Source organism: Amycolatopsis sp. NPDC051061, assembly GCF_040682935.1.
GTDB lineage: Bacteria > Actinomycetota > Actinomycetes > Mycobacteriales > Pseudonocardiaceae > Amycolatopsis.
This window is the reverse complement of record NZ_JBFBBZ010000001.1, coordinates 329,895-348,226: the sequence shown is the minus strand read 5'-3', so window position 1 is coordinate 348,226 and position 18,332 is coordinate 329,895. Positions and strand designations below refer to the sequence as shown.

At 71.2% G+C, this 18,332-nt stretch carries 19 protein-coding genes; 11 read left to right on the top strand and 8 right to left on the bottom strand.

Features of this window, described 5'->3' with window-relative positions; translation table 11 throughout:
- Nucleotides 1-170: 170 nt before the first annotated feature.
- Both AB0N03_RS01790 and AB0N03_RS01785 read left to right on the top strand, forming a co-directional pair.
- Nucleotides 171-896 carry an SDR family NAD(P)-dependent oxidoreductase gene (locus AB0N03_RS01790; protein ID WP_364363747.1) on the top strand — a complete coding sequence of 242 codons (726 nt, stop codon included), beginning with the start codon at nt 171-173 and terminating at the stop codon, nt 894-896.
- 1 nt (nt 897) lies between these two features.
- Complete coding sequence (locus tag AB0N03_RS01785; RefSeq protein WP_364363745.1) at nt 898-1,881, top strand: aldo/keto reductase; 984 nt, start codon at nt 898-900, stop codon at nt 1,879-1,881.
- Here AB0N03_RS01785 and AB0N03_RS01780 read toward each other — a convergent pair.
- The 3 genes from AB0N03_RS01780 to AB0N03_RS01770 all read right to left on the bottom strand — a co-directional run bounded on the left by AB0N03_RS01780 (nt 1,873) and on the right by AB0N03_RS01770 (nt 6,589).
- Entirely contained in the window at nt 1,873-4,482 is a 2,610-nt protein-coding gene (locus tag AB0N03_RS01780) for a CHAT domain-containing protein (RefSeq protein ID WP_364363742.1), read from the bottom strand. The two genes, AB0N03_RS01785 and AB0N03_RS01780, sit on opposite strands and share 9 nt — an antisense overlap.
- A gap of 90 nt (nt 4,483-4,572) precedes the next feature.
- Nucleotides 4,573-4,755 (bottom strand): hypothetical protein, encoded by a 183-nt coding sequence (locus tag AB0N03_RS01775; protein WP_364363739.1) that lies wholly within the window; start codon nt 4,753-4,755, stop codon nt 4,573-4,575.
- A gap of 685 nt (nt 4,756-5,440) precedes the next feature.
- Nucleotides 5,441-6,589, bottom strand: coding sequence for a serine hydrolase domain-containing protein (locus AB0N03_RS01770; protein ID WP_364363736.1), 1,149 nt, complete (start codon nt 6,587-6,589; stop codon nt 5,441-5,443).
- A gap of 101 nt (nt 6,590-6,690) precedes the next feature.
- On the opposite strand from AB0N03_RS01770, the gene AB0N03_RS01765 reads away from it, so the two are divergent.
- The 4 genes from AB0N03_RS01765 (at nt 6,691) to AB0N03_RS01750 (ending at nt 9,669) form a co-directional block, all read left to right on the top strand.
- The gene (locus AB0N03_RS01765) at nt 6,691-7,113 is read left to right on the top strand and encodes a hypothetical protein (RefSeq protein WP_364363734.1); all 423 of its coding nucleotides are present in this window, start codon (nt 6,691-6,693) and stop codon (nt 7,111-7,113) included.
- 30 nt (nt 7,114-7,143) lie between these two features.
- Nucleotides 7,144-7,506 (top strand): VOC family protein, encoded by a 363-nt coding sequence (locus AB0N03_RS01760; RefSeq protein WP_364363731.1) that lies wholly within the window; start codon nt 7,144-7,146, stop codon nt 7,504-7,506.
- Between the two features lie 81 nt (nt 7,507-7,587).
- Nucleotides 7,588-9,258 carry a hypothetical protein gene (locus AB0N03_RS01755; RefSeq protein WP_364364248.1) on the top strand — a complete coding sequence of 557 codons (1,671 nt, stop codon included), beginning with the start codon at nt 7,588-7,590 and terminating at the stop codon, nt 9,256-9,258.
- Between the two features lie 15 nt (nt 9,259-9,273).
- Nucleotides 9,274-9,669 (top strand): NUDIX hydrolase, encoded by a 396-nt coding sequence (locus tag AB0N03_RS01750; protein ID WP_364363728.1) that lies wholly within the window; start codon nt 9,274-9,276, stop codon nt 9,667-9,669.
- Nucleotides 9,670-9,972: 303 nt separating this feature from the next.
- Here AB0N03_RS01750 and AB0N03_RS01745 read toward each other — a convergent pair whose 3' ends face one another.
- The 3 genes from AB0N03_RS01745 to AB0N03_RS01735 form a co-directional block, all read right to left on the bottom strand.
- Nucleotides 9,973-10,710: a dihydrofolate reductase family protein gene (locus tag AB0N03_RS01745; RefSeq protein ID WP_364364247.1), complete on the bottom strand. Its 738-nt coding sequence runs from the start codon at nt 10,708-10,710 to the stop codon at nt 9,973-9,975.
- Nucleotides 10,707-11,300: a dihydropteroate synthase gene (locus AB0N03_RS01740; protein ID WP_364363725.1), complete on the bottom strand. Its 594-nt coding sequence runs from the start codon at nt 11,298-11,300 to the stop codon at nt 10,707-10,709. The genes AB0N03_RS01745 and AB0N03_RS01740 overlap by 4 nt, the downstream gene beginning before the upstream one ends.
- Before the next feature lie 119 nt (nt 11,301-11,419).
- Nucleotides 11,420-11,719, bottom strand: a complete 300-nt coding sequence (locus AB0N03_RS01735; protein WP_364363722.1) for a hypothetical protein — start codon at nt 11,717-11,719, stop codon at nt 11,420-11,422.
- 213 nt (nt 11,720-11,932) lie between these two features.
- Here AB0N03_RS01735 and AB0N03_RS01730 point away from each other — a divergent pair, with 213 nt between their 5' ends.
- From AB0N03_RS01730 to AB0N03_RS01710, 5 genes are all read left to right on the top strand, one after another.
- Nucleotides 11,933-12,841 carry a hypothetical protein gene (locus AB0N03_RS01730; protein ID WP_364363720.1) on the top strand — a complete coding sequence of 303 codons (909 nt, stop codon included), beginning with the start codon at nt 11,933-11,935 and terminating at the stop codon, nt 12,839-12,841.
- A 90-nt stretch (nt 12,842-12,931) separates the two neighbouring features.
- Nucleotides 12,932-14,056 carry a histidinol-phosphate transaminase gene (locus tag AB0N03_RS01725; RefSeq protein ID WP_364363718.1) on the top strand — a complete coding sequence of 375 codons (1,125 nt, stop codon included), beginning with the start codon at nt 12,932-12,934 and terminating at the stop codon, nt 14,054-14,056.
- 11 nt (nt 14,057-14,067) lie between these two features.
- Nucleotides 14,068-14,997, top strand: a complete 930-nt coding sequence (locus AB0N03_RS01720; RefSeq protein WP_364363715.1) for a phosphotransferase — start codon at nt 14,068-14,070, stop codon at nt 14,995-14,997.
- 28 nt (nt 14,998-15,025) lie between these two features.
- Complete coding sequence (locus tag AB0N03_RS01715) at nt 15,026-15,715, top strand: TetR/AcrR family transcriptional regulator (protein ID WP_364363712.1); 690 nt, start codon at nt 15,026-15,028, stop codon at nt 15,713-15,715.
- A 25-nt stretch (nt 15,716-15,740) separates the two neighbouring features.
- Nucleotides 15,741-16,589, top strand: coding sequence for a TIGR03620 family F420-dependent LLM class oxidoreductase (locus AB0N03_RS01710; protein ID WP_364363709.1), 849 nt, complete (start codon nt 15,741-15,743; stop codon nt 16,587-16,589).
- Nucleotides 16,590-16,599: 10 nt separating this feature from the next.
- On the opposite strand, the gene AB0N03_RS01705 is transcribed toward AB0N03_RS01710, so the two are convergent.
- Both AB0N03_RS01705 and AB0N03_RS01700 read right to left on the bottom strand, forming a co-directional pair.
- Entirely contained in the window at nt 16,600-17,343 is a 744-nt protein-coding gene (locus AB0N03_RS01705) for a nitroreductase/quinone reductase family protein (RefSeq protein WP_364363707.1), read from the bottom strand.
- A 144-nt stretch (nt 17,344-17,487) separates the two neighbouring features.
- Nucleotides 17,488-18,324, bottom strand: a complete 837-nt coding sequence (locus AB0N03_RS01700; RefSeq protein ID WP_364363704.1) for a hypothetical protein — start codon at nt 18,322-18,324, stop codon at nt 17,488-17,490.
- Nucleotides 18,325-18,332 lie beyond the last annotated feature (8 nt).

The window sequence follows — 18,332 nt, the reverse complement described above, 5'->3', positions numbered from 1 at the left end:
TCACAGGAATAACGCACCAGGTCTGGAAAAAGCAATAGCCGTGCTAGGGTGGGAAACTGTGAACACCGCACGATCATGGCCCCCACCAGGGCTTTTATCACCTACCTTCTAACGTGGAAATACAATTCACTCACCTGCGTAACAATAGCCCGGAAAATACTGGAGCCCGCGTGGAACTGACCGGACGGGTCGTCGTGCTGACCGGCGCCGCACACGGAATCGGGGCCGCCATGGCGCGGCGCTTCGCCGCCGAGGGCGCGGCCGGGGTCGTCGTGTCCGACGTCGACGCCGCCGGCGCCGGGCGGGTGGCGGACGAGATCGCCGACGCGGGCGGCCGCGCCGTCGCCGTGACCGCCGACGCGACGTCCAAAAAGGACCTGAAGACGCTGGTCGCGGCGGCCCGCGCCGAGTTCGGCGAGGTGGACCTGTTCTGCGCCAACGCGGGCGCGGCGTTCGGCACCGGTGTCCACGCGGCGGACGAGCAGTGGGCGAAGTCGTGGGAGATCAACGTCATGCAGCACGTCCACGCCGCGCAGGTCGTGCTGCCCGCGATGCTCGCGCGCGGCGAGGGCTACCTGCTGATCACGGCGTCGGGCGCCGGTTTGCTCGGCACGCCCGGCGACGCGCCGTACTCGGTCACCAAGCACGCGGCCGTCGGCCTCGCCGAGTGGCTGGCGATCACCTACCGGCCACGCGGGGTGCGAGTCAGCGCGCTGTGCCCGCTCGGCGTCCGGACGGCGCTGCTCGAACCCGAGGACGTCGCCGACGCGGTCGTGCGCGGCCTCGGCACGGAAGAGTTCCTGATCCTGCCGCACGCCTGTGTGCGGGAGTCGTTCGTGCGCAAGGCGGGCGCGGTCGACGCGTGGATCGACGAGATGGCCGTCCAGGGAGGTTGACGTGGAGTACCGCAGGCTCGGCGCGAGCGGGCTCGCCGTGAGCGAGATCGCCTACGGCAACTGGCGGACGCACGACGCACCGGGGTGCGTCGCCGCGGCGCTGGACGCCGGCGTCACGACGTTCCACACCGCGGCGGCGTGGGACGGCGGCGCGGCGGAGGCGTCCTTCGGCGAGGCGTTCGCCGGCGTGCGCCGCGACGAACTCGTCCTGTGCACCGGGGTGTTCTGGGCCGAGGGCCCGGGTCCGAACGACACCGGGCTGAGCCGCAAGCACGTGATCGCGTCATTGGAAGGGTCGCTGCGGCGGCTGCGCACCGACCACGTCGACGTCTACCAGCTGCTGCGCTTCGACTACCGGACGCCGGTCGCCGAGACGTTCCTCGCGCTCTCGGATCTGGTGCGGCAGGGGAAGATCCGGTACGTAGGCACGTCGGAGTGGACAGCCGAGCAGCTGCTGCAGGCGCACGAAGCGGCTTCGCGCCACGACGTGCCGTTCATCGCCAACCAGCCGCACTACTCGATGCTGTGGCGGGTGCCGGAGGCGCAGGTGATGCCGGTGGGCCAGCGGATCGGCGTCGGGCAGTTCGCGTCGCTGCCGCTCGCGCAGGGCGTGCTGACCGGGAAGTACCGGGACGGGCACATCCCGGCGGGATCCCGCGCGGCCGGTCCGGCGCACGCGCGGCCGCTGCTGATGCCGGAGCTGCTGGAACGGGTGGAGCTGCTGCGCGGCGTCGCGGACGACGCGGGCCTGACGATGGCGCAGCTCGCGCTGGCGTGGACGCTGCAGCACGAGACCGTCGCGTCGACGGTGGTGGGGGCGAGCACGCCGGAGCAGGTCACGGAGAACGCGAAGGCCGCCGGCATCCGGCTGGACCTCGACGTGCTGACCCGGGTCGATCATCTGCTCGGCAGCTTCGTCCAGACCGATCCGCGGCTGGTGTGGTCGCCCCCGGCGTTCTCAGCGTCCTCAGCGTCCTCAGCCTGAGCCGAGGCAGACGAAGGGCCGGCGGAACGGGTCGACGGCGATCGCGTCGGCCAGCGCCAGCGCGGGGCGGTCCCGGACGGCCAGCGCGCGGTAGTAGTCGTCCATCGCGGCCGCCGAGGCCAGGTCGCCGACGCGCGACAGCGGTGCGATCACCGTGCGGGACCCGCTGGCGAGCAGGGCGCTGGCGAAGCCGAGGGCTTCGTCGCCCGGCCGGATCCGGTTGAGCGCCAGCTCGCAGGCGGCGAAGACGACCTGGCGCGGCGGTTGCCGCAGCCCGGCCATCTCGTGCCCGAAGAGGGCGCCGTCGGCGAGTTCGAGGCGGGAGAACAGCGCGTTCTCCGGCTCGTGCGCGCCGTGCGCGGCGAAGTGGGCGAGCTTCGCGCCGTCCATCGCGCGCAGCACCGACTTCACGGTGGCCTTGGCGCCGGTCATGGTCGTCGCGGTGCGGTAGTGGGTGGTCAGCTTCTCCAGCTCACCACGGGCGCCGGCCAGCCCGGGCCCGCGGACGAGCACGATCTTGCGGGCTCGCGGCGACTTCGTCCGCTCGGCGGCGAGCCACGCGGTCGCCGACGGCGCGACGACGGTGGGCCGCCCCCGCAGCCCGGGCAGCACGCCCCACGGCACGGCGTAGAGGGGTCCGGTGGGGACGATGACCAGCTCACGGTCGCCGATGGTGTCCGCGAGGGGCTGGATGAGCTGGACGTCGAGCTTGTCGGCCTGCTTGCGCGCGGAGGTCATGACGACCTCGGCCAGCCGTTCGGGCAGGTTGTCGGGCGCGAGGGCATCGAGGTCGACGTTGAGCACGCGCGCGGACTCGGCGGCGGACCCGGCGGACCCGAGCCGCACGAGCCGGCACTCACCCCCGGCGACGACGACGGCGACGAGCTCGTCCCCGGAGGCGGCGAAGCTGACCAAGGCCCGCTCCCGGAGCTGCGCGACGACCTCACCGAGCCCGGCCACCGGCCGCGGCCGGCCCCAGCGTCCGGTGTGCCAGCCGAGCCGCTGGGCCTCGCGCAGGCGTTCGTTGTACTTGGCCCGCAGCCCGGCGATGGGACGGCCGTCGTGCTGGGCCTCCTGGATGGCCTGCCCGAGGCCCCGCACCTCGGCCACCCGCGCGGCGAGCGCGGGATCGGTCCCGGCCGACAGCGGTTCGTACCGGTAGGTCTGGGCGCGGGTCCGCTCGAGCCAGACGAAGAGACGCCGGGCATCCCCGCGTTCGAGCACGAGCTTGACGGCGAGGTCGGCGAGCTCCTGACCGTGCAGCGCGGTCCCGGAAAGGAGGTCGAGCCCGCCCATCCGGTCCCGGACGGCGTCGAGCTCGGTGAGCCCGGACCGGATCTCGGTGAGCGCCTTGGCCCGGCTCCCCTGAGCGACGGCCAGCTCGGCCCGGCAGAGGCGGCGCAGCATCCGGTAGTCGATGGGGGTGAGCTGCCCGGGGCGCGGGACTTTCCGGAGGGTCTCGACGGCGCGCTTGAGGTTGCCACGCCGGATGTCGAGGCGGACGGCCAGCATCCGAGCGGTGGCGGCCTGCTCGGTGAGCCTCGGCGAGGGCATCTTCGCCGCGATGCGGATGGCCCTGGTGGGCAACGCGGCCGGTACCTCATCCGAACGCACGGCCTCTCGCACATCGGCGTGCAGCCCGATGATCATGGCGTTGGCCACGCAGGTCTGGCACCCGACGCGCAGCATGCGACGCCGGGCCGAATCCGCCATCTGCCGGGCGGGCTCGAGATCATCGGCCAGCAGGGCTGCGGACGCACGGTACAACTCGGCTCGCGCGAGCTCCTTGCTGATGCTTTGTTCCTTGATGAGCACGGGAAGCACGTCATCGAGATGAGAGGCGGCCTCGTCGGCCAAGCCGGCCGCCAACAGGGCCTCGGCCTGCTCGAACCGCAGCGCGGCCGGCACGTCCAGGTCCAGCGCCCGGTAGTTGCGTTCGGCTTCCTCGTAGAACCGGAGAGCTTCCGGCACGTCCCGTACGCGGAGCGCGAGCATGCCCATCGTCCGGCGTACGTCGGCGGCCACGGACCGGAGTTCGTACTTCTCGGCCAGCTCGAGCGCGCGAGCGAGATCGTCCTGCGCCGCGGAGACGTTGCCCAGCCGTACCTGCACCCAGGCCCTCGACGACAGGGTCTGGACGAAGCCCCCCATTCGCGATTCCGGTGCGGGCCCGTGCGCCAGCCGATGCTCCTGATGCGCCACCGAGATGTCGAAGGACACGAGACTGTCTTCGTTGCGGCCTACGCTCATCAGCCTCGCCGCGTAGTTGTAGTTCAGGGAGCCGTCGAGCTCGGCCCGCAGCATCGGGTCCGGTACATCCGCGATCAGCTTCCGCACCTCGTTCAAACCGGCCAAACCGGCTTCGAGATCGCCACTGATCTCCGATGACATCGCCGTCAGGGTGCTCGAAAGACGAATCCGGGTGACCAGCCAGTCGAGGTGAAGCTGCTCCGTCGACGGTCGAACGGTCTCGAGCATGCTCATCCCGCGCTTGAGCAGTCGGACACCTTCGCGATAGCGCCCGAGGCAGGATGCGTCAGTGGCGGCCTTCTGCAGAGCGCGGACCCTCTCGATGACGGAGACCGGGTCCAGGTTTGTCACAGGCACTCTCCTATGACAGCACAGCCCGTTACCAAAGAAGCCCGCCTGCCAGGCGAAGATCGGCAGGCGGGTATCACAAATTGGTGAAGGTCAGTGGGCGACCTGGTAGCACGGCGTGCCGCAGTTCGGCGTCATGACCGGGCCATCCTTGAGCGGCGGGTGGTCGATGTGCACCCAGCCGTGTTCGTCGGCTTCCGGATGCGGAACCACCGGGCCGGCCTTTTCGACCGGCTCCGGGGTTTCTTCCGGCTTGGTGTCCGTGGGCGTCGACATGGTCGATCTCCTCTCCCCTGGGGATCTGCATGGGGCCGCTCGCCGTGACGGTGAGTCCCCCTCGCGAGGCCCTCTCCCCGCGAATGGGCCAATAGTTCCACAACGGAGCAATGATCGGGAGGGTTTTCGCTACGGAAAGTCAGTCCGCCCCCGGTGATCAGGCCAAACGCCCCGGCCGGAACGTCCTAACGAGTGAACTCTGTAACGACGTCCATTGCGGACGTGCATCCCGCCGGGTGGCCGAGCGGGACCCGGGGCCGTCCGGGGTGAGGTGTTCCGCCGGGTGCGAACGGCGAGGTCCGACGTGGGGAGTCCAGGCGCGGGTGGGCAGAGTGGGTCGTCAGGTGTGGCGTCGGAGGGCTCGAGTCGCTGGCGGCGTCCTTGCGGCGCGGACAGGACTGCGGTTCGAGGAGCGAGCCGGCCGCGGCTTGGGCGGCCGGCGTCGCCGAGCGAGACCGGAAGGCCGCTGCACCGGTCTTCGCGCGCCAGTAAGCCCGGCTTGGCGAGGCTCGCCGGCGTCTTGCCGTCCTCTAGCGCACCGCGCTCAGCGGGCCCGCCTCAGGCTCGCCGGCGCCTTGCCACCCTCCGACGCCCGGCGATCCTTGCGGCGCAAGCCGGTTTCGGGCGTACTCCCACCACTCTCCTGGCCGACCGGCCAGGGAGTCCTTTGTGGACCGCTACTTCGTCAGGCCCGTTGTTCCGTCACCGCCTTGTGGATCGTGCTTACCAGCCTTGCGTTCTCCGGCGCCGCTCCGCCCGGGAAGGCGAACCGGCGGCGGTTGTAGCCGTATGCCAAGCCGCTGCGGGGGTCCGCGAACGCCTGGGAACCCGCCGCGCCGCTGTGGCCGAATGCTCCCTGCCCGAGGACCGGGTAGTCGTCCGAGACGATCGCGAAACCCAGGCCGAACGCGTTGTGGTTGCGGGTCGAGAGGTCGTCGCCCGTCGAGTGGATCTGGGCGAACTCCGCCGCCGTCTCCGGGGTCAGCAACGGCTCGGGGCCGCTGATCGCCGCCGCGTACATCCCTGCCAGGCCGCGCGCCGATGCCACGCCGCCCACCGATGCCGGGCTCAGCCGGCGGACCCGCTCGATGTTCGGGAAGTCCCAGAGCTCCGGCGCCTTCGGGTGGTTGCGGTTGAACGCGATCCCGGTGATGCTGTCCGGCCCCGTCGCGTTGGCCTCCAGCTCGGCCAGCTGCTCCGGCGTCGGCAGCATCGGCTGCGTCGTCAGGAACCGCGGCTCCAGCTCCTCCGGCAGCCCCAGGTAGAAGTCCAGGCCGAACGGCTTCCGGACGCGCTCCTCGTAGTGCTCCTGGATGCTGCGGCCGGTGACGCGCCGGACGACCTCGCCGGTCAGGGCGCCGATCACCAGCGCGTGGTAGCCGAACGCCGTGCCGGGGCGCCAGTACGGCCGCTGCGGGGCGAGCCGCTCGGCGATCACGCGGTCGTCGGCGATCTCGTCGGCCGTGAAGCCGGCGTCGGCGCCCACCACGCCCGCGCGGTGCGCGAGCAGCTCACGCAGCGTGATCGCGGCCTTGCCCGCCGCACCGAACTCCGGCCAGTAGTGGCTGACCCGCTGGTCGAGGTCGAGCACGCCCTCCTGGACGAGTAGCGCCACCACCAGGTGCGCCGCCCCCTTGGTCGAGGAGAACACGCCGGTCAGCGAGTCGGCGGTGATCTCGGGGCCGGTCCACAAGTCGACGACGCGCTCGCCGTCGACGTGCGCGACGAGCTGGGCCGCGTAGTCACCTCCTTCGCCGGTCGCGACGGCGGCGAACTCCTCCCGGACGGACTCGAACCCGTCGGCGACGGTTCCCTGGATGTGCTCGGACGACATGGCGGCTCCCTCAGTGATCTTTCGCCTACGCCTGGAGTCAACCCACGCCGCGACGGGGTATTCCGCGTAACGCCGGGGCGTCCCGCCGGGATGTTCCCCGTATGGGGGCACCCGAGTTCGAAGCCGAACCGACCGAAACCACGCGGCCCGGCCGCGGCCTGGCGATCGCCTCGCTCGCGATCGGCGCGTCCGGGCTCACGCTCGCCGTCGCCACCTGGGCGGCCTGGCTGATCGTCCGGCCGCCGGTCGTGACCGCGTGGGTGTACTCCTGGGTCGCGCAGGCGTTCGTGCTGGTCCTCGGCGCGTTGTGGTTCGCATTGCTGCCGATCAGCGTGCTGGCGCTGGTCTTCGGCGTTTACGCCGGCGCGCGCACCCGGCCCGGCGCGGGCCGGATCGGCGCCACGCTCGCCGTCATCACCGCGCTGCTCGCGTTGTCGGGGGCCGCGGTGTTCGCGACGACGTCGTGGCGGACCATCGGCCCGCCCGTCGCCTACTTCGACACCCAACCCGGCCCGGCCCGGTAGAAGTCGCGCGCCGGCGGGTACCACCGGATCATGAAGCTGACCTCCACCGTGCTCGGCACGCCGGAACCGCGTGCGCTCGCCGAGTTTTATTCGAAACTGCTCGGCTGGCCGATCAAAACCGACGAGCCGGAGTGGGTGACGTTGCGCCCGGACGACGGCAGCGCCGGGTTGTCGTTCCAGCTCGAGACGGAGCACCTCCCGCCGGTGTGGCCGCCCGCCGGCGGCGCCCAGCAAATGCAGCTGCACCTCGACATCGAGGTCGACGACCTCGACTCCGCGACGGCGGTAGCGACCGCCGCGGGTGCCGTGGTCTCGGACTTCCAGCCGCAGGAGGACGTCCGCGTCTGCTTCGATCCGGCCGGGCATCCCTTCTGCCTCTGGACGCGTGAATGAGGTGACGCCCCGCGTTCGTCCGATCACAGGATCCGCTATGTTCGCCTGAGGTCCTGTTTCCGGCGAACGGAGTTGAGTCCTGTGGGGGTGCACCGGATCTGGCACCACGGACTGGTCCCCACCGAGGGGAAACGCCCCCTGGACGCCTTGCGCAGCAGGCTCATCACCCGCCAGCGGCAGCACGACGACTACACGGTCGCCGATCTCGGCTCTTCCGACGACGGCGGCTCGCGCCGGTGCGACCTGAAGTTCGGGTGGTCGGGCGGCGAGGGCCGTTACTCCGTTCAGGTATTGCTTTCGCTGTGCTACCACGCCGGCGAGGACCGGGTGGCGTGGCTGCTGGCCGCCGCGTGCACGCGGCCGTGGCGCAGCTGCCACGAAGCGCCGGCGCAGCGGATCGGCCTGGAGGAGCTCGGCGCGAGCGGGAGTGACGAGATCCCGATCGAAGCGCCGGTTCTCGCGATGCGCGGCTGGTCTCGCAAGGAGTGCGACCGCGTCGCGGAACTGCTGGGCGAAGCGCTGGTGGCGGAGTGGCGGACGTCGGCGGTGCTGGTGCTCACCGAACCGCCGACCGTCCCGGTCGACGGCTGGCCCGGGCTGGTCAACGTGTTCGACGTCGACGACCGCTTCCGCCGCACCCTCAACCAGAACGTGCCCCTCGGCTACGAGGTGCCGCAAGGCGCGCGGCTGTACGCGCCGCTGTGCGACCAGCTCCCCGACTTCGTCGAAACCGCCAGCCCGGTGTCCGGCGAGGCGCTCCAGGGCGCGATCACGCGGCTGCTCCAGACCCGCGGCCGGACGCCGCTTCCCGACGAGTGGGCGGAGGTTCCCAGCGTGAAAGCCTGGTACGCCGCGGATCCGTTCGACGCGCCGGAACGGAAACCGGACGCCGAGCTGACGGAGAAGCTGGACCGCGCCGAGCGCGAGCTGGCGGAGGCGCGGGGCGTGATCACGATCCTGCGCAAGCAGTCGAAGGCCGACACCGAGAACCGGGACCGGCACGCCGGCGAGGTGAAGGTGCTTCGCCGGCAGCTCGAGGAACTGTCCGCGATCGACGTCGCGTGCCTGCGGACGCAGCTCGCGCAGCTTCAGGGGGAGGTCGACGACTACGCGCGCGCGTTCGAGGAGACGGAGACCGAGCGCGACGAGCTCAGGCGGGTGAACGGGCTGCTGGCGGGCACGCTGGCCCGGTACCACGACGCCGACGACGAGGTCGCCGCCGCCGAGCGCCCGCCCGAGGAGTTCCCGAGCTTCGCCGAGCTGATCGGCGCCGCGACGGCGACGCTCAAGCACCTCGCGATCACGGCCGAGCCGGGTCCGGCCGCGATCCTCGACCACCACCCGAAAGCCGGCGCCTGGCGACGCAAGGCGTGGGACGCGCTCCGCACCCTCGACGCGTATGCGTGCGCGCGGACCACGTTGCTCGACGCGGGCCAGGACCCCGGGCCCGAGCTTTCGGACGTGCTCGCGTTCGCCCGCACCGGTCAGCCGGGTTCGCTGATCAGCGCCAACATCATCGCCTTGGCCGAGTCGGACACGGTGACCACGAACGAACGGCTCCGCCAGGCGCGAACCTTCCGCGTCGACCCGCGGACGAATCCCTGCGGCCGCGACTACTTCGGTGCGCACATCGCCCTGGAGCGGTTCAAGTCGCCGGCGCCGCGGCTGCACTTCCTCGACGACACCGACCGCACGGGCACGGTGTACGTCGGGTACCTCGGCGCCCACCTGCCGACGTCGAAGACCAACTGAGCGAGAATCGCGCGCATGACGGAGATCGCGCGGAAGCACCTGGCCTACTGCTGGATCGCCCGCGGCGACCTGGTGCTGTTCCTCCGGCGCGGGCCCGGCGTGTTCCTCGCGGGACGGTGGGAACTGCCCGGCGGGACGGCCGAACCGGGCGAGTCCTTCGAAGCCACCGCGGTCCGGGAAGCGGCCGAGGAAACGGGGTTGCGGGTGCGGATCACGGGTGAATTCGCCCGCGATTCCTGGCCGGACGTCGCCGGGCGCGCGATGCACATCCGCGCTTTCGTTTACACGGTGGAAGAAGACGGCGCCGGAGCCGTCGTGCTCAACCCGGAAGAGCACGACGACTTCGCTTGGCTTGCGCCGCGGGAAGCCCGGCGCCTCGAGATGGCGGAACATTTTCGCCGGCTGCTGTGATCGCCGCGGGTGCGGCGACGGTCTTCGGTGGCCGGACGAGAGAAGAGTGGTCATGCCCCTGACAATACCGAACACCCGTGCGAAGATCATCGCTGAATCGGGTGAACTCCGGACGCCGCGTTCGCGCGCGATTCCCCTTGTACCGCAACGGAAACGGGCCTAGGGAGCCCCCGATTTACACGCTACCAGCAGGCACCGACAAAAACGGAAACAGCTGAGCCGGCGGGAACCCCGGAAAGGTCTTGAATGAGTCATCCAGGTCTTCGGAGGTCCTGAATGACTCATTCAAGACCTTTGGGTGGGCTACCGCGGAACCAAGTACCTCAGCAGCACGCTCGCCCCATCGGTGAGCACCGACGCCAGCTCCAGCGAAGCCGGGTCGATCGCCCCGCCCACCGCCGCCCGGCCGGCCGCTCCCGCCACCAGGAACGGCGCCACCGTCAAGCGGAACTCGTCGACCACGCCCGCCTCGATCAACGACCCGAACAACCGAGGCCCGCCTTCGCAGTCGATGCGGCCCAGCCCCTCGGCCGCCAACGTCGAGACCACCTCGGCAGCCGACACCGCCGAGGAGCCCGCCACGAACACCCGGGCCCCGTTCGCCGCCCATTCGGCACGCAACGACGAAGGCGCCGCCGCCGACGTGAACACCAGCGTCGGGACCGCCGCCTTCGTGATCACCGGGGCGTCCGGGGGCAGGGAGCGTCCCGTCGTCACCACCGCGACCGGGGCGATCGGGGCCAGCCCGAACCGGCGGCGGCGCTCGGCCGTGCGCTCGTCGGGGCGCATGCCCTCGAACCCCTCCGCCATCGCCGTGCCCGCGCCCACCAGCACCACGTCCGCCAGGTCGTTGCCCAGCCGGTAGACGATGCGGTCGGCCGGGGTCGACAGGCTCGCCGACCGGCCCTCGACCGTGATCGCGCCGTCCGCGCTGGACACGAAGTTGACCGCGACCCACCGGGGGCCGTCCGGGTACCGGTAGAGCTGCTCCAGGTCGTGGTCGTCGAGGCGGCGCTCGACCGGCCAGATCTGCCGGATCACTCCCACCGGAGCGCCTTCGCCGGCGGCCGCGTGCCCGCGATGCTCGCCGCCATCTCGGCCACGTGCCTCGTCGCGCGCACGTGCCGGGTCCGGATGATCGCCGCCCCGGCCGACGCCGCCAGCGCCGCCAGCGCCAGGCCGCCCGGCGTCCCGTCGCCCTCGACCTCCAGCAGCACCGGCACTCCCGAAGGCAGCGAAGGCGCCGCCCGCACCACTCCGACGTCCAGGACGAAACCAGGTCCGGAAGGCACCGACGGGCCGGCGTAACCGGCTCCGAACCGCGCCGCGACCTCGGTGAGGTCGGTCCGCGCGAGGACGAGGTCGGCTCCGGCTTCACAGCACGCGGCAGCCACCGAGGCGTCCGCGGTGTCGACCGCCAAGCAGAGATCCGGGAACTTCGAGCGTGCCCACGCGACCAGGGGCTCGACGCCGGTTCCGGCGAAACCCACGAGATCGGCGCCGTCTTCGACGACCCTCAGGACCGCTTCCCGCGCCGCGTCGGGCTCCGGGAGCACCTGGACCGCGGCCAGCACCAGCGCGCGGTCACCGCTCAACCGGCGGCCCCGGAAGACGAGGTCGGGGGTCTTCATCGCACTCTCCCTGCTGGACATCCGGGCGTCCCGATCATAAGCGAGACCAGCAGGTGAACACTTTTCGCCGGCAGGTGGCGGGGCCTCGTCGCCGGGCCACCCGACCGTGGCGGAACTCCTCAGGAGGCGAGGGCCTCGTTGATCGCCAGCAGCTCCTGAGCGGTGCGCGTGGCGGTGAATTCGATGACTTCGTAGCGGGCGAGGCGCCGGATGACGAACGGATCGCTGGCGAGCACCGCGTCGAGCTTGCCGCGCAGCACCGACCGCGTGAGGATCACGTGGTCGGTGGCGCCGTTCCCCTTTCCGGAAACGAGGAAGACCCCTTTTGTGAATTGTTTGCGCAACCAGTCCGAATGATCCGGGAGCGCGTAGTCGACTTCTGTTTCGGGCGCTGTGTAGGTCAGCAGGGCGATGTACATGACTCGATGGTAGAACTCTTTCGCCCACAATGCATCCGCCTCGCGAGTGGCGCCGGGCACGCGATTCGGCAATATTCCGGTCAAGGACAACAAAATTCCTTTACCAACACTTTTCGACATTTCTCCACGATTGCCGTACGCCCGTCGTCGTACACCACAGTGTCGCCACCGGGCCGACGCGGTGGCCCGCCTCCGGGCGCGACACTCGGAGCCATGAACGCACTGACCCGGATCCGGCACGACGGCCGGCGAGCCGAAAAAGCCGCCTACGCCGTCGGCGCGGCACTGTTCCTGAGCGGCGTCGTGCACGCGATCGTGCTCATCGCCACCGGCGGCTCGTGGCTGGGTCCGCTGTCGATGCGCAAGGCCGTCACGTTCGGCCTGTCGTTCGGGCTGACGCTCGCGTCGGTCGCCTGGGCGACGTCGTTCCTCACCGTCCGCCCCCGCCTGCGCACCGCCCTGCTCGGCGCGTTCACAGCGGCGAGCGTCGCCGAGGTCGCGCTGGTCAGCACGCAGGCCTGGCGCGGGGTGCCGTCGCACTTCAACTTCGAGACGCCGTTCGACAACGTCGTGTCGATGACGCTCGCGGCCGGCGGCGGGGTGATCATCCTGACGATCATCGGCTTCACGGCCGCGGCGCTGGTCGAGCCCGGTCCGGAGGCGGCGAGCCTGCGCCTGGCCGTCCGCGCGGGCCTGGTCGTCCTCCTGGTCGCGCTGGCCACCGGCGCGGTGATGATCGCCCGCGGCGTCGTCGAGGCGCGCGGCGGCGACCCGCAAGGCGCCTACACCACCGCCGGCTCGCTCAAGCCGCTGCACGCCGTCGCGATGCACGCGATCCTCGTGCTCCCGGCGCTGGCGTGGGTCCTGCGGTTCACCCGCTGGCCCGAGGCGCACCGGCTGCGCGTCGTGAAGGTAGCCGTGGCCGCCGACGCCCTGCTCACCGCCGTGATCGGCGTCGAGTCCTTCACCGGCATCGACCCGCTGGCCGCACCGCTGCCGCTCCTCGCCCTCTCCGCACTGGCCGGCGCCGCGCTGGCCGGCATCGGGGTCTACGCGGTGACCGGTGTTGAACCGGCCGTCCGATTCACACGTATCCCCATCGGGAAGGCAAGGGGCCGGTAAAGCGGCGGACGGAGACCACGCGTGCGGCACGGTATGACCACCAGAGGCCTTTTCCAGCAGAGTGCGGCCCACAGCCCATCGTTCTTCTCCGTGGCCAGGGCGATGGGCCAGCACGCGGACGACCTCGCGGACTTCTGCATCCCCTGCAACCCGTACTTCCCCACCGACGAGATGTTCGGCGAGCTGGAGCGCAACCTCCGCACGATCCTCAAGTTCTACCCGAGCGACGCCGGCGCGATCACCGCGCAGCTGGCGAGCGTGCTGCGGCTCAACCCGTCGACGATCTCCCTGGCCAACGGCTCGACCGAGCTGATCACCTGGATCGACCGGCTGCTGATCGACGCCAGCGTCGCCGTGCCGATCCCGACGTTCGGCCGCTGGACCGACCAGCCGCTGGAAACCGGCAAGCGCGTCGACATGTTCCTGCTCAAGGAATCCGACAACTTCGAGCTCCGCGTCGACGAGTACGTCGCGTTCATCAAACGCCGCGGCTCGCGGGTCGCGGTGCTCTGCAACCCGAACAACCCCGACGGCGGGTACCTGCCGCGCCGCGAGGTGATCCGGTTCATGGACGCCCTCGAGGACCTCGACCTCGTGGTGATCGACGAGTCGTTCATCGACTTCGTCGAGGCCGAGATGAGCCCCTCGGTGGCCGCCGAAGCCGTCGTGCGGCCGAACGTCATCGTGCTGAAGAGCCTCGGGAAGAACTTCGGGCTGCACGGGATCCGCTTCGGCTACCAGGTGTCGAACCCGGCGCTGACGCGCAAGCTGTCGGGCGCGCTGCCGAAGTGGAACCTGAACTCGCTGGCCGAGGCCGTGATCTTCATGCTCGCCGAGCACCGCGCGGAGTACGCGGACAGCCTCAAGAAGCTCGCCCTCGACCGGTTCATGATGAACTCGCAGCTGAACCAGTTCGCGGAGCTGACGGTGTTCCCGTCGCAGGCGAACTTCCTGCTCGTCAAGCTGCCCAGCTCGGTCGACGGCGCCGAGCTGTGCGACTACCTGCTCGCCGAGCACCACCTGCTGGTGCGCCAGTGCGGCAACAAGATCGGCATGACCAGCCAGTTCATGCGCTTCGGGGTGCGGCCGGACACCGAGGTCGAGCGGCTGGTCGAGGGCCTGCGCGGGGTCGAGCGGCTGGGGGGCGGCGGGCGCCACACGCCGCCGATCGAGCTCGTCGCGCACTCCCGCGAGCCGGAACGGTCGATCAGCTGAGCACGTGGGCCATGGCGGGCTCGACGGCGAACGAGCGGCCGTTCGCCGGGCTCGACCGCTCCGGCCGGACCAGACGCCTGCGCCGCCTCGCCGAAGCCGCCCTGTCCGCCTACGACGTGCCGGTGGCCCGGTTGACGCCGCTGGGCCGCGGGCTCAACACGACGTTCCGCGTCGACGGCGCGGACGGCTACCGCTACGTGCTGCGCGTCCAGCGCGCGGACGGCCCCGGCGCCGCGCAGGTGCGGGCCGAAATGGCGTGGCTCGCCGCGCTGGGCCGCGAAACCGACCTCGTCGTCCCGCGGCCGGTGCCGACGCGGGCGCGGGACCTGGTCACCGTCGTCGCCGACCCGGCGGTGCCGGAACCGCGCACCTGCGTGCTCTGCCACTGGGTCGACGGCCGGTTCGTCGACGAACGGCTCAGCGCGCCGCAGCTGTACGCGGTGGGCGAGCTCGCCGCGCGGCTGCACCTGCACGGCGCGCGGATGAACGGCCTCGACCGCGGCCGCGTCGACGACCTGACCGAGTTCGGCCGCTCGCAGGTCGACGGCTTCTCCGACGCCGTGCTCGACCGGGCGGTCGTGCTGGCCGGTGGCGACGAACGGGTCCGCACCGCCGTCGGGCGGGTCCGCGCGGTGCGGGCCGAACTCGGGTGCGGCGCCGACGTCTTCGGCCTGGTCCACGGCGACCTGCGCCAGGAGAACTACCTGTTCCACCGCGGCCGCGTCCGGGCGATCGACTTCGACGACTGCGGATACGGGCACTACGCCTACGACCTCGCCGTGGCGCTCGACGAGCTCAAGCACCTGCCGCAGCGCGACGAGCTGCGGGAGGCGCTCCTGGACGGCTACCGGTCGGTGCGCCCGGACGCGGCGACGACCGACCCGGCGGTGCTGAACGCCTTCGCCGGGCTTCGCCGGGTGCAACTCCGGCTGCGCTCCTGACGCTATACACCGGCGCTACAATTGCTACATGGCCGGACGATCGAGCAACGCCACCAGCACCCGCGACCGCCTGCTCCTGGCCGCCGGGCAGCTCCTGCACGAGGCACCGGGCGGGCCGGTGTCGACGCGGGCGATCTGCGAGCGCGCCGGCGTCCAGGCCCCCACGCTCTACCACCACTTCGGCAACAAGCAGGGCCTGCTCGACGCCGTCGTGAACTACGGCTTCACGCAGTACGTGCAGGCGCCCGCGGCCGGCGGCGACCCGGTGGACCGCATTCGCGCGGGCTGGGACCGGCACGTCGAGTACGGCTTGGAGAACCCGCGGTTCTACGTGCTGCTCTACGGCCAGATCGAGCCGGGCGTGCCGTGCAACCTCACCTCCAGCGCCGAGGCGATGTTGCTGGAGCTGTTCACGCCGCTGGCGCGGGACGGCCGGCTGCGGGTCGACGCAGAGGAGGCCGCGCGGCAGTTCGCGGCGGCGAACAGCGGGGTCACGCTGAGCCTGATCGCCGAACCCGAAGAGAGCCGCGAACTGACGATGTCCACGCAGGTCAGGGAGGCCGTCTTGGCCGGGCTGCTCGCCGAGCGGCCGGCCGGGGGCTCGTCCGTCGGCGCACTCGCGGTCGCTTTGTCGACCGCGCTCGCGGATGACGTCGACCAGTTGACCACGACCGAGCGGCAGCTGCTGCGAGAGTGGCTGCACCGCCTCGCGAGCTGACGCTACATTTGCTACATTGACTGCTATGACAAATGTAGTGAAGCAGTTCGGCGTGTTCCTGGCCCCGCACCGCGACGACGAAGTCCGCAAGCGGCACGCCGTCGCGGCCGACCGGCTCGGCTACGGCACGGTCTGGTTCGGCACCGGCCGGAACTCGGTCGGCGACCTCGCGTTCGTCGAAGACGTCCTCGCCTCGACCGAGCGGATCACCGTGGCGACGGCGATCGTCAACATGTGGGTCGACGAGCCGGAAACCCTCGCCGACTCGTACCACCGCCTGGCCGGCCGCTACGGAAAGCGCTTGCTGCTGGGCATCGGCGTCGGGCACCCGGAGTCCGTCACCGAATACCGCAGTCCGTACGACAAGATCGTCGACTACCTCGACCGGCTCGACGCGGCGGGCGTCCCGGCCGAAGCGCGCGTCCTCGCCGCGCTCGGCGACCGCGTGCTGAAGCTGGCCGCCGAGCGCACCGCGGGCGCGCAGCCCTACCTGGTGCCGGTCGGGCACACGCGGCACGCGCGGTCGATCCTGGGCGAGGGCAAGCTGCTGGCCCCCGAGCAGAAAGTCGTCGTCGACGACGACGCGGTCGCCGCCCGCGCGATCGGCCGCCCGTTCGTCCACCAGCCCTACCTCGGGCTGCGCAACTACGTGCGCAACCTGCTGCGCCACGGGTACACCGAAGCCGACGTCGCCGACGGCGGCAGCGACCGCCTGATCGACGACCTCGTCCTCCACGGCACGCCGGAGACGATCGCGAAGGGGCTGCGGTCCCATGTGGACGCGGGCGCCGACCACGTCGCCGTCCAGGTGCTCGGCCCGTCACCGGACGTCGAGGCGGAGAACCACCGGCAGCTGGCCGAGGTCCTGCTCTGAACAGCTCTGATCAGCCGGGCGCGGGCAGGAGGGCGTTCAGCGCGGTGACGATCGTGCGCTCCTCGTAGGCGAAGTGATCGTCCAATGCGGACGCCAGCCGGTCGAACTCCGTGCGCAGCCGGGCCGGATCGGTTTCTTCGTCGACGAGCCGCTGGATCTCCTCCTGCAACCGCGCGACGACGACGTGGTCGTCGGCCAGCTTGTCCAGTGTGGGCGCGAGCGCCGGGAACCGCGTGGCCAGCATGGGGAAGATCGCGGCGCCCTCCCCGGAGTGGTGCCGGGTGAGGGCGGTGCAGAAGCCGGCGCACCGCGTGCTCAGGCGCCGCGACCCACCGTCGCGCAGTTTCCGCAGCTCGGCGCGCAGCCAGTCGTGCACCTCGACGAGCCAGTCGCCCATGCGGCGCACGGCATCGAGCCGGTGCAGCTCGACGACCGGCAGCACGCGGACCGTCTTCGCCTGGTAGTCCGCGAAGCCCGGTTCGCGCGCGACGACCTCGGCGAACAACGCGTCGCGGTCGGGCGGGAGCGCGGCCATCGCTTCGTACGTCTCGGTGCCGGTTTCCACGGTGACCAGCGGATTGTGGCGGACGTTGTGGTACCAGGCGGGGTGCTTCGGCGAGCCCATCGCGGAAGCGACGACGACCACGCGACCGTCGATGTCCAAGGCACCCAAGGTAACCCGGTGCGGCCGGCCCGTGCGGGCACCGGTCGTGGTGAGCTGGATCAAGCTGGTCCTTTCCGATGAAGTGATCACCGGAGGCCGTGAACCGACACGGAACGGGCGCGCGGAAGGCACACTTCCGCCTGGGTAGGCAGAACGTGTCGATTCAAGGGGGCTGAGTAGCCACTACCTCCGTGCGTAGGCCCATCCGGGGCGCGCTTTCACGCTACCACGGGATCAGCGCGCTTCGGCGGCCTTTCGCGCATCCTCGGCGGCTTTGTCGGCCTGCTCGTAGGTTTCCTTCGCTTTCTCGAACTCCGTCGTCGTGCGCTCGGACCGTTCCTCCGCCTCGGCCAGGCGGGTGCGCAGGTCGTCGACGCGGGTCGTCGCCTGCTCGGCCGCGCGCTCGGTGCGGACGAGATCGCGCTCGGCCACCGCGCGCTCCTTGGCCAGCTCTGCCGCCTCCTTGCGCAGGCGCTCGCGCTCGGCTCGGGCGCGTTCGCGCTCCTTGCGGTCTTCTTCCTCGCGCCGGTGGTCCTTTTTGGGCTTCGCCGGTTCGGCCTTTTCCACCAGTTTCGCCGAGCGCTTGCCCGTCGACGGCGGGGCGGCGCTCGCGGCGAGGGTGAACCACTGGTCGGTGTCCTGATGCGCCACCGACGTCAGGCGCCCGGCGACGGCGAGTTCGGCGGTGCCCGGGTCGGCCGCGACGGCTTCCAGCGTCGCCTCGACCTCGCGGGAGACGGTGTCGCTCATCGACGGCAGCCCGTGGACGATCCGCCTCACGAGGTCGCCGCGGCGCCGGGTCAGCGCCCGCAGGTCGTCACCGGCCAGGCGCGTGTGGGCGTCGCGCAGCTCGTCGCCGAGTTCGGCCAGTTCCCGCAGCTCGGCGGCGTCTTCCCGGGCCAGGCGGTTGACGATCGCCGCGGCCGTGGTCGGCTTCCGCAGCTCGCGGATCTTCGCCGCGAGCTCGGCGTCCCCCTCGGCCTTCGCGGCCTTCGCCGCCGCGTTGCGCGCGCTGACGAACTCCGCGAGGTCACCCCCGTAGAGCTCGCCGGCCACCGTGTCGAAGTCCATCGTGCTCC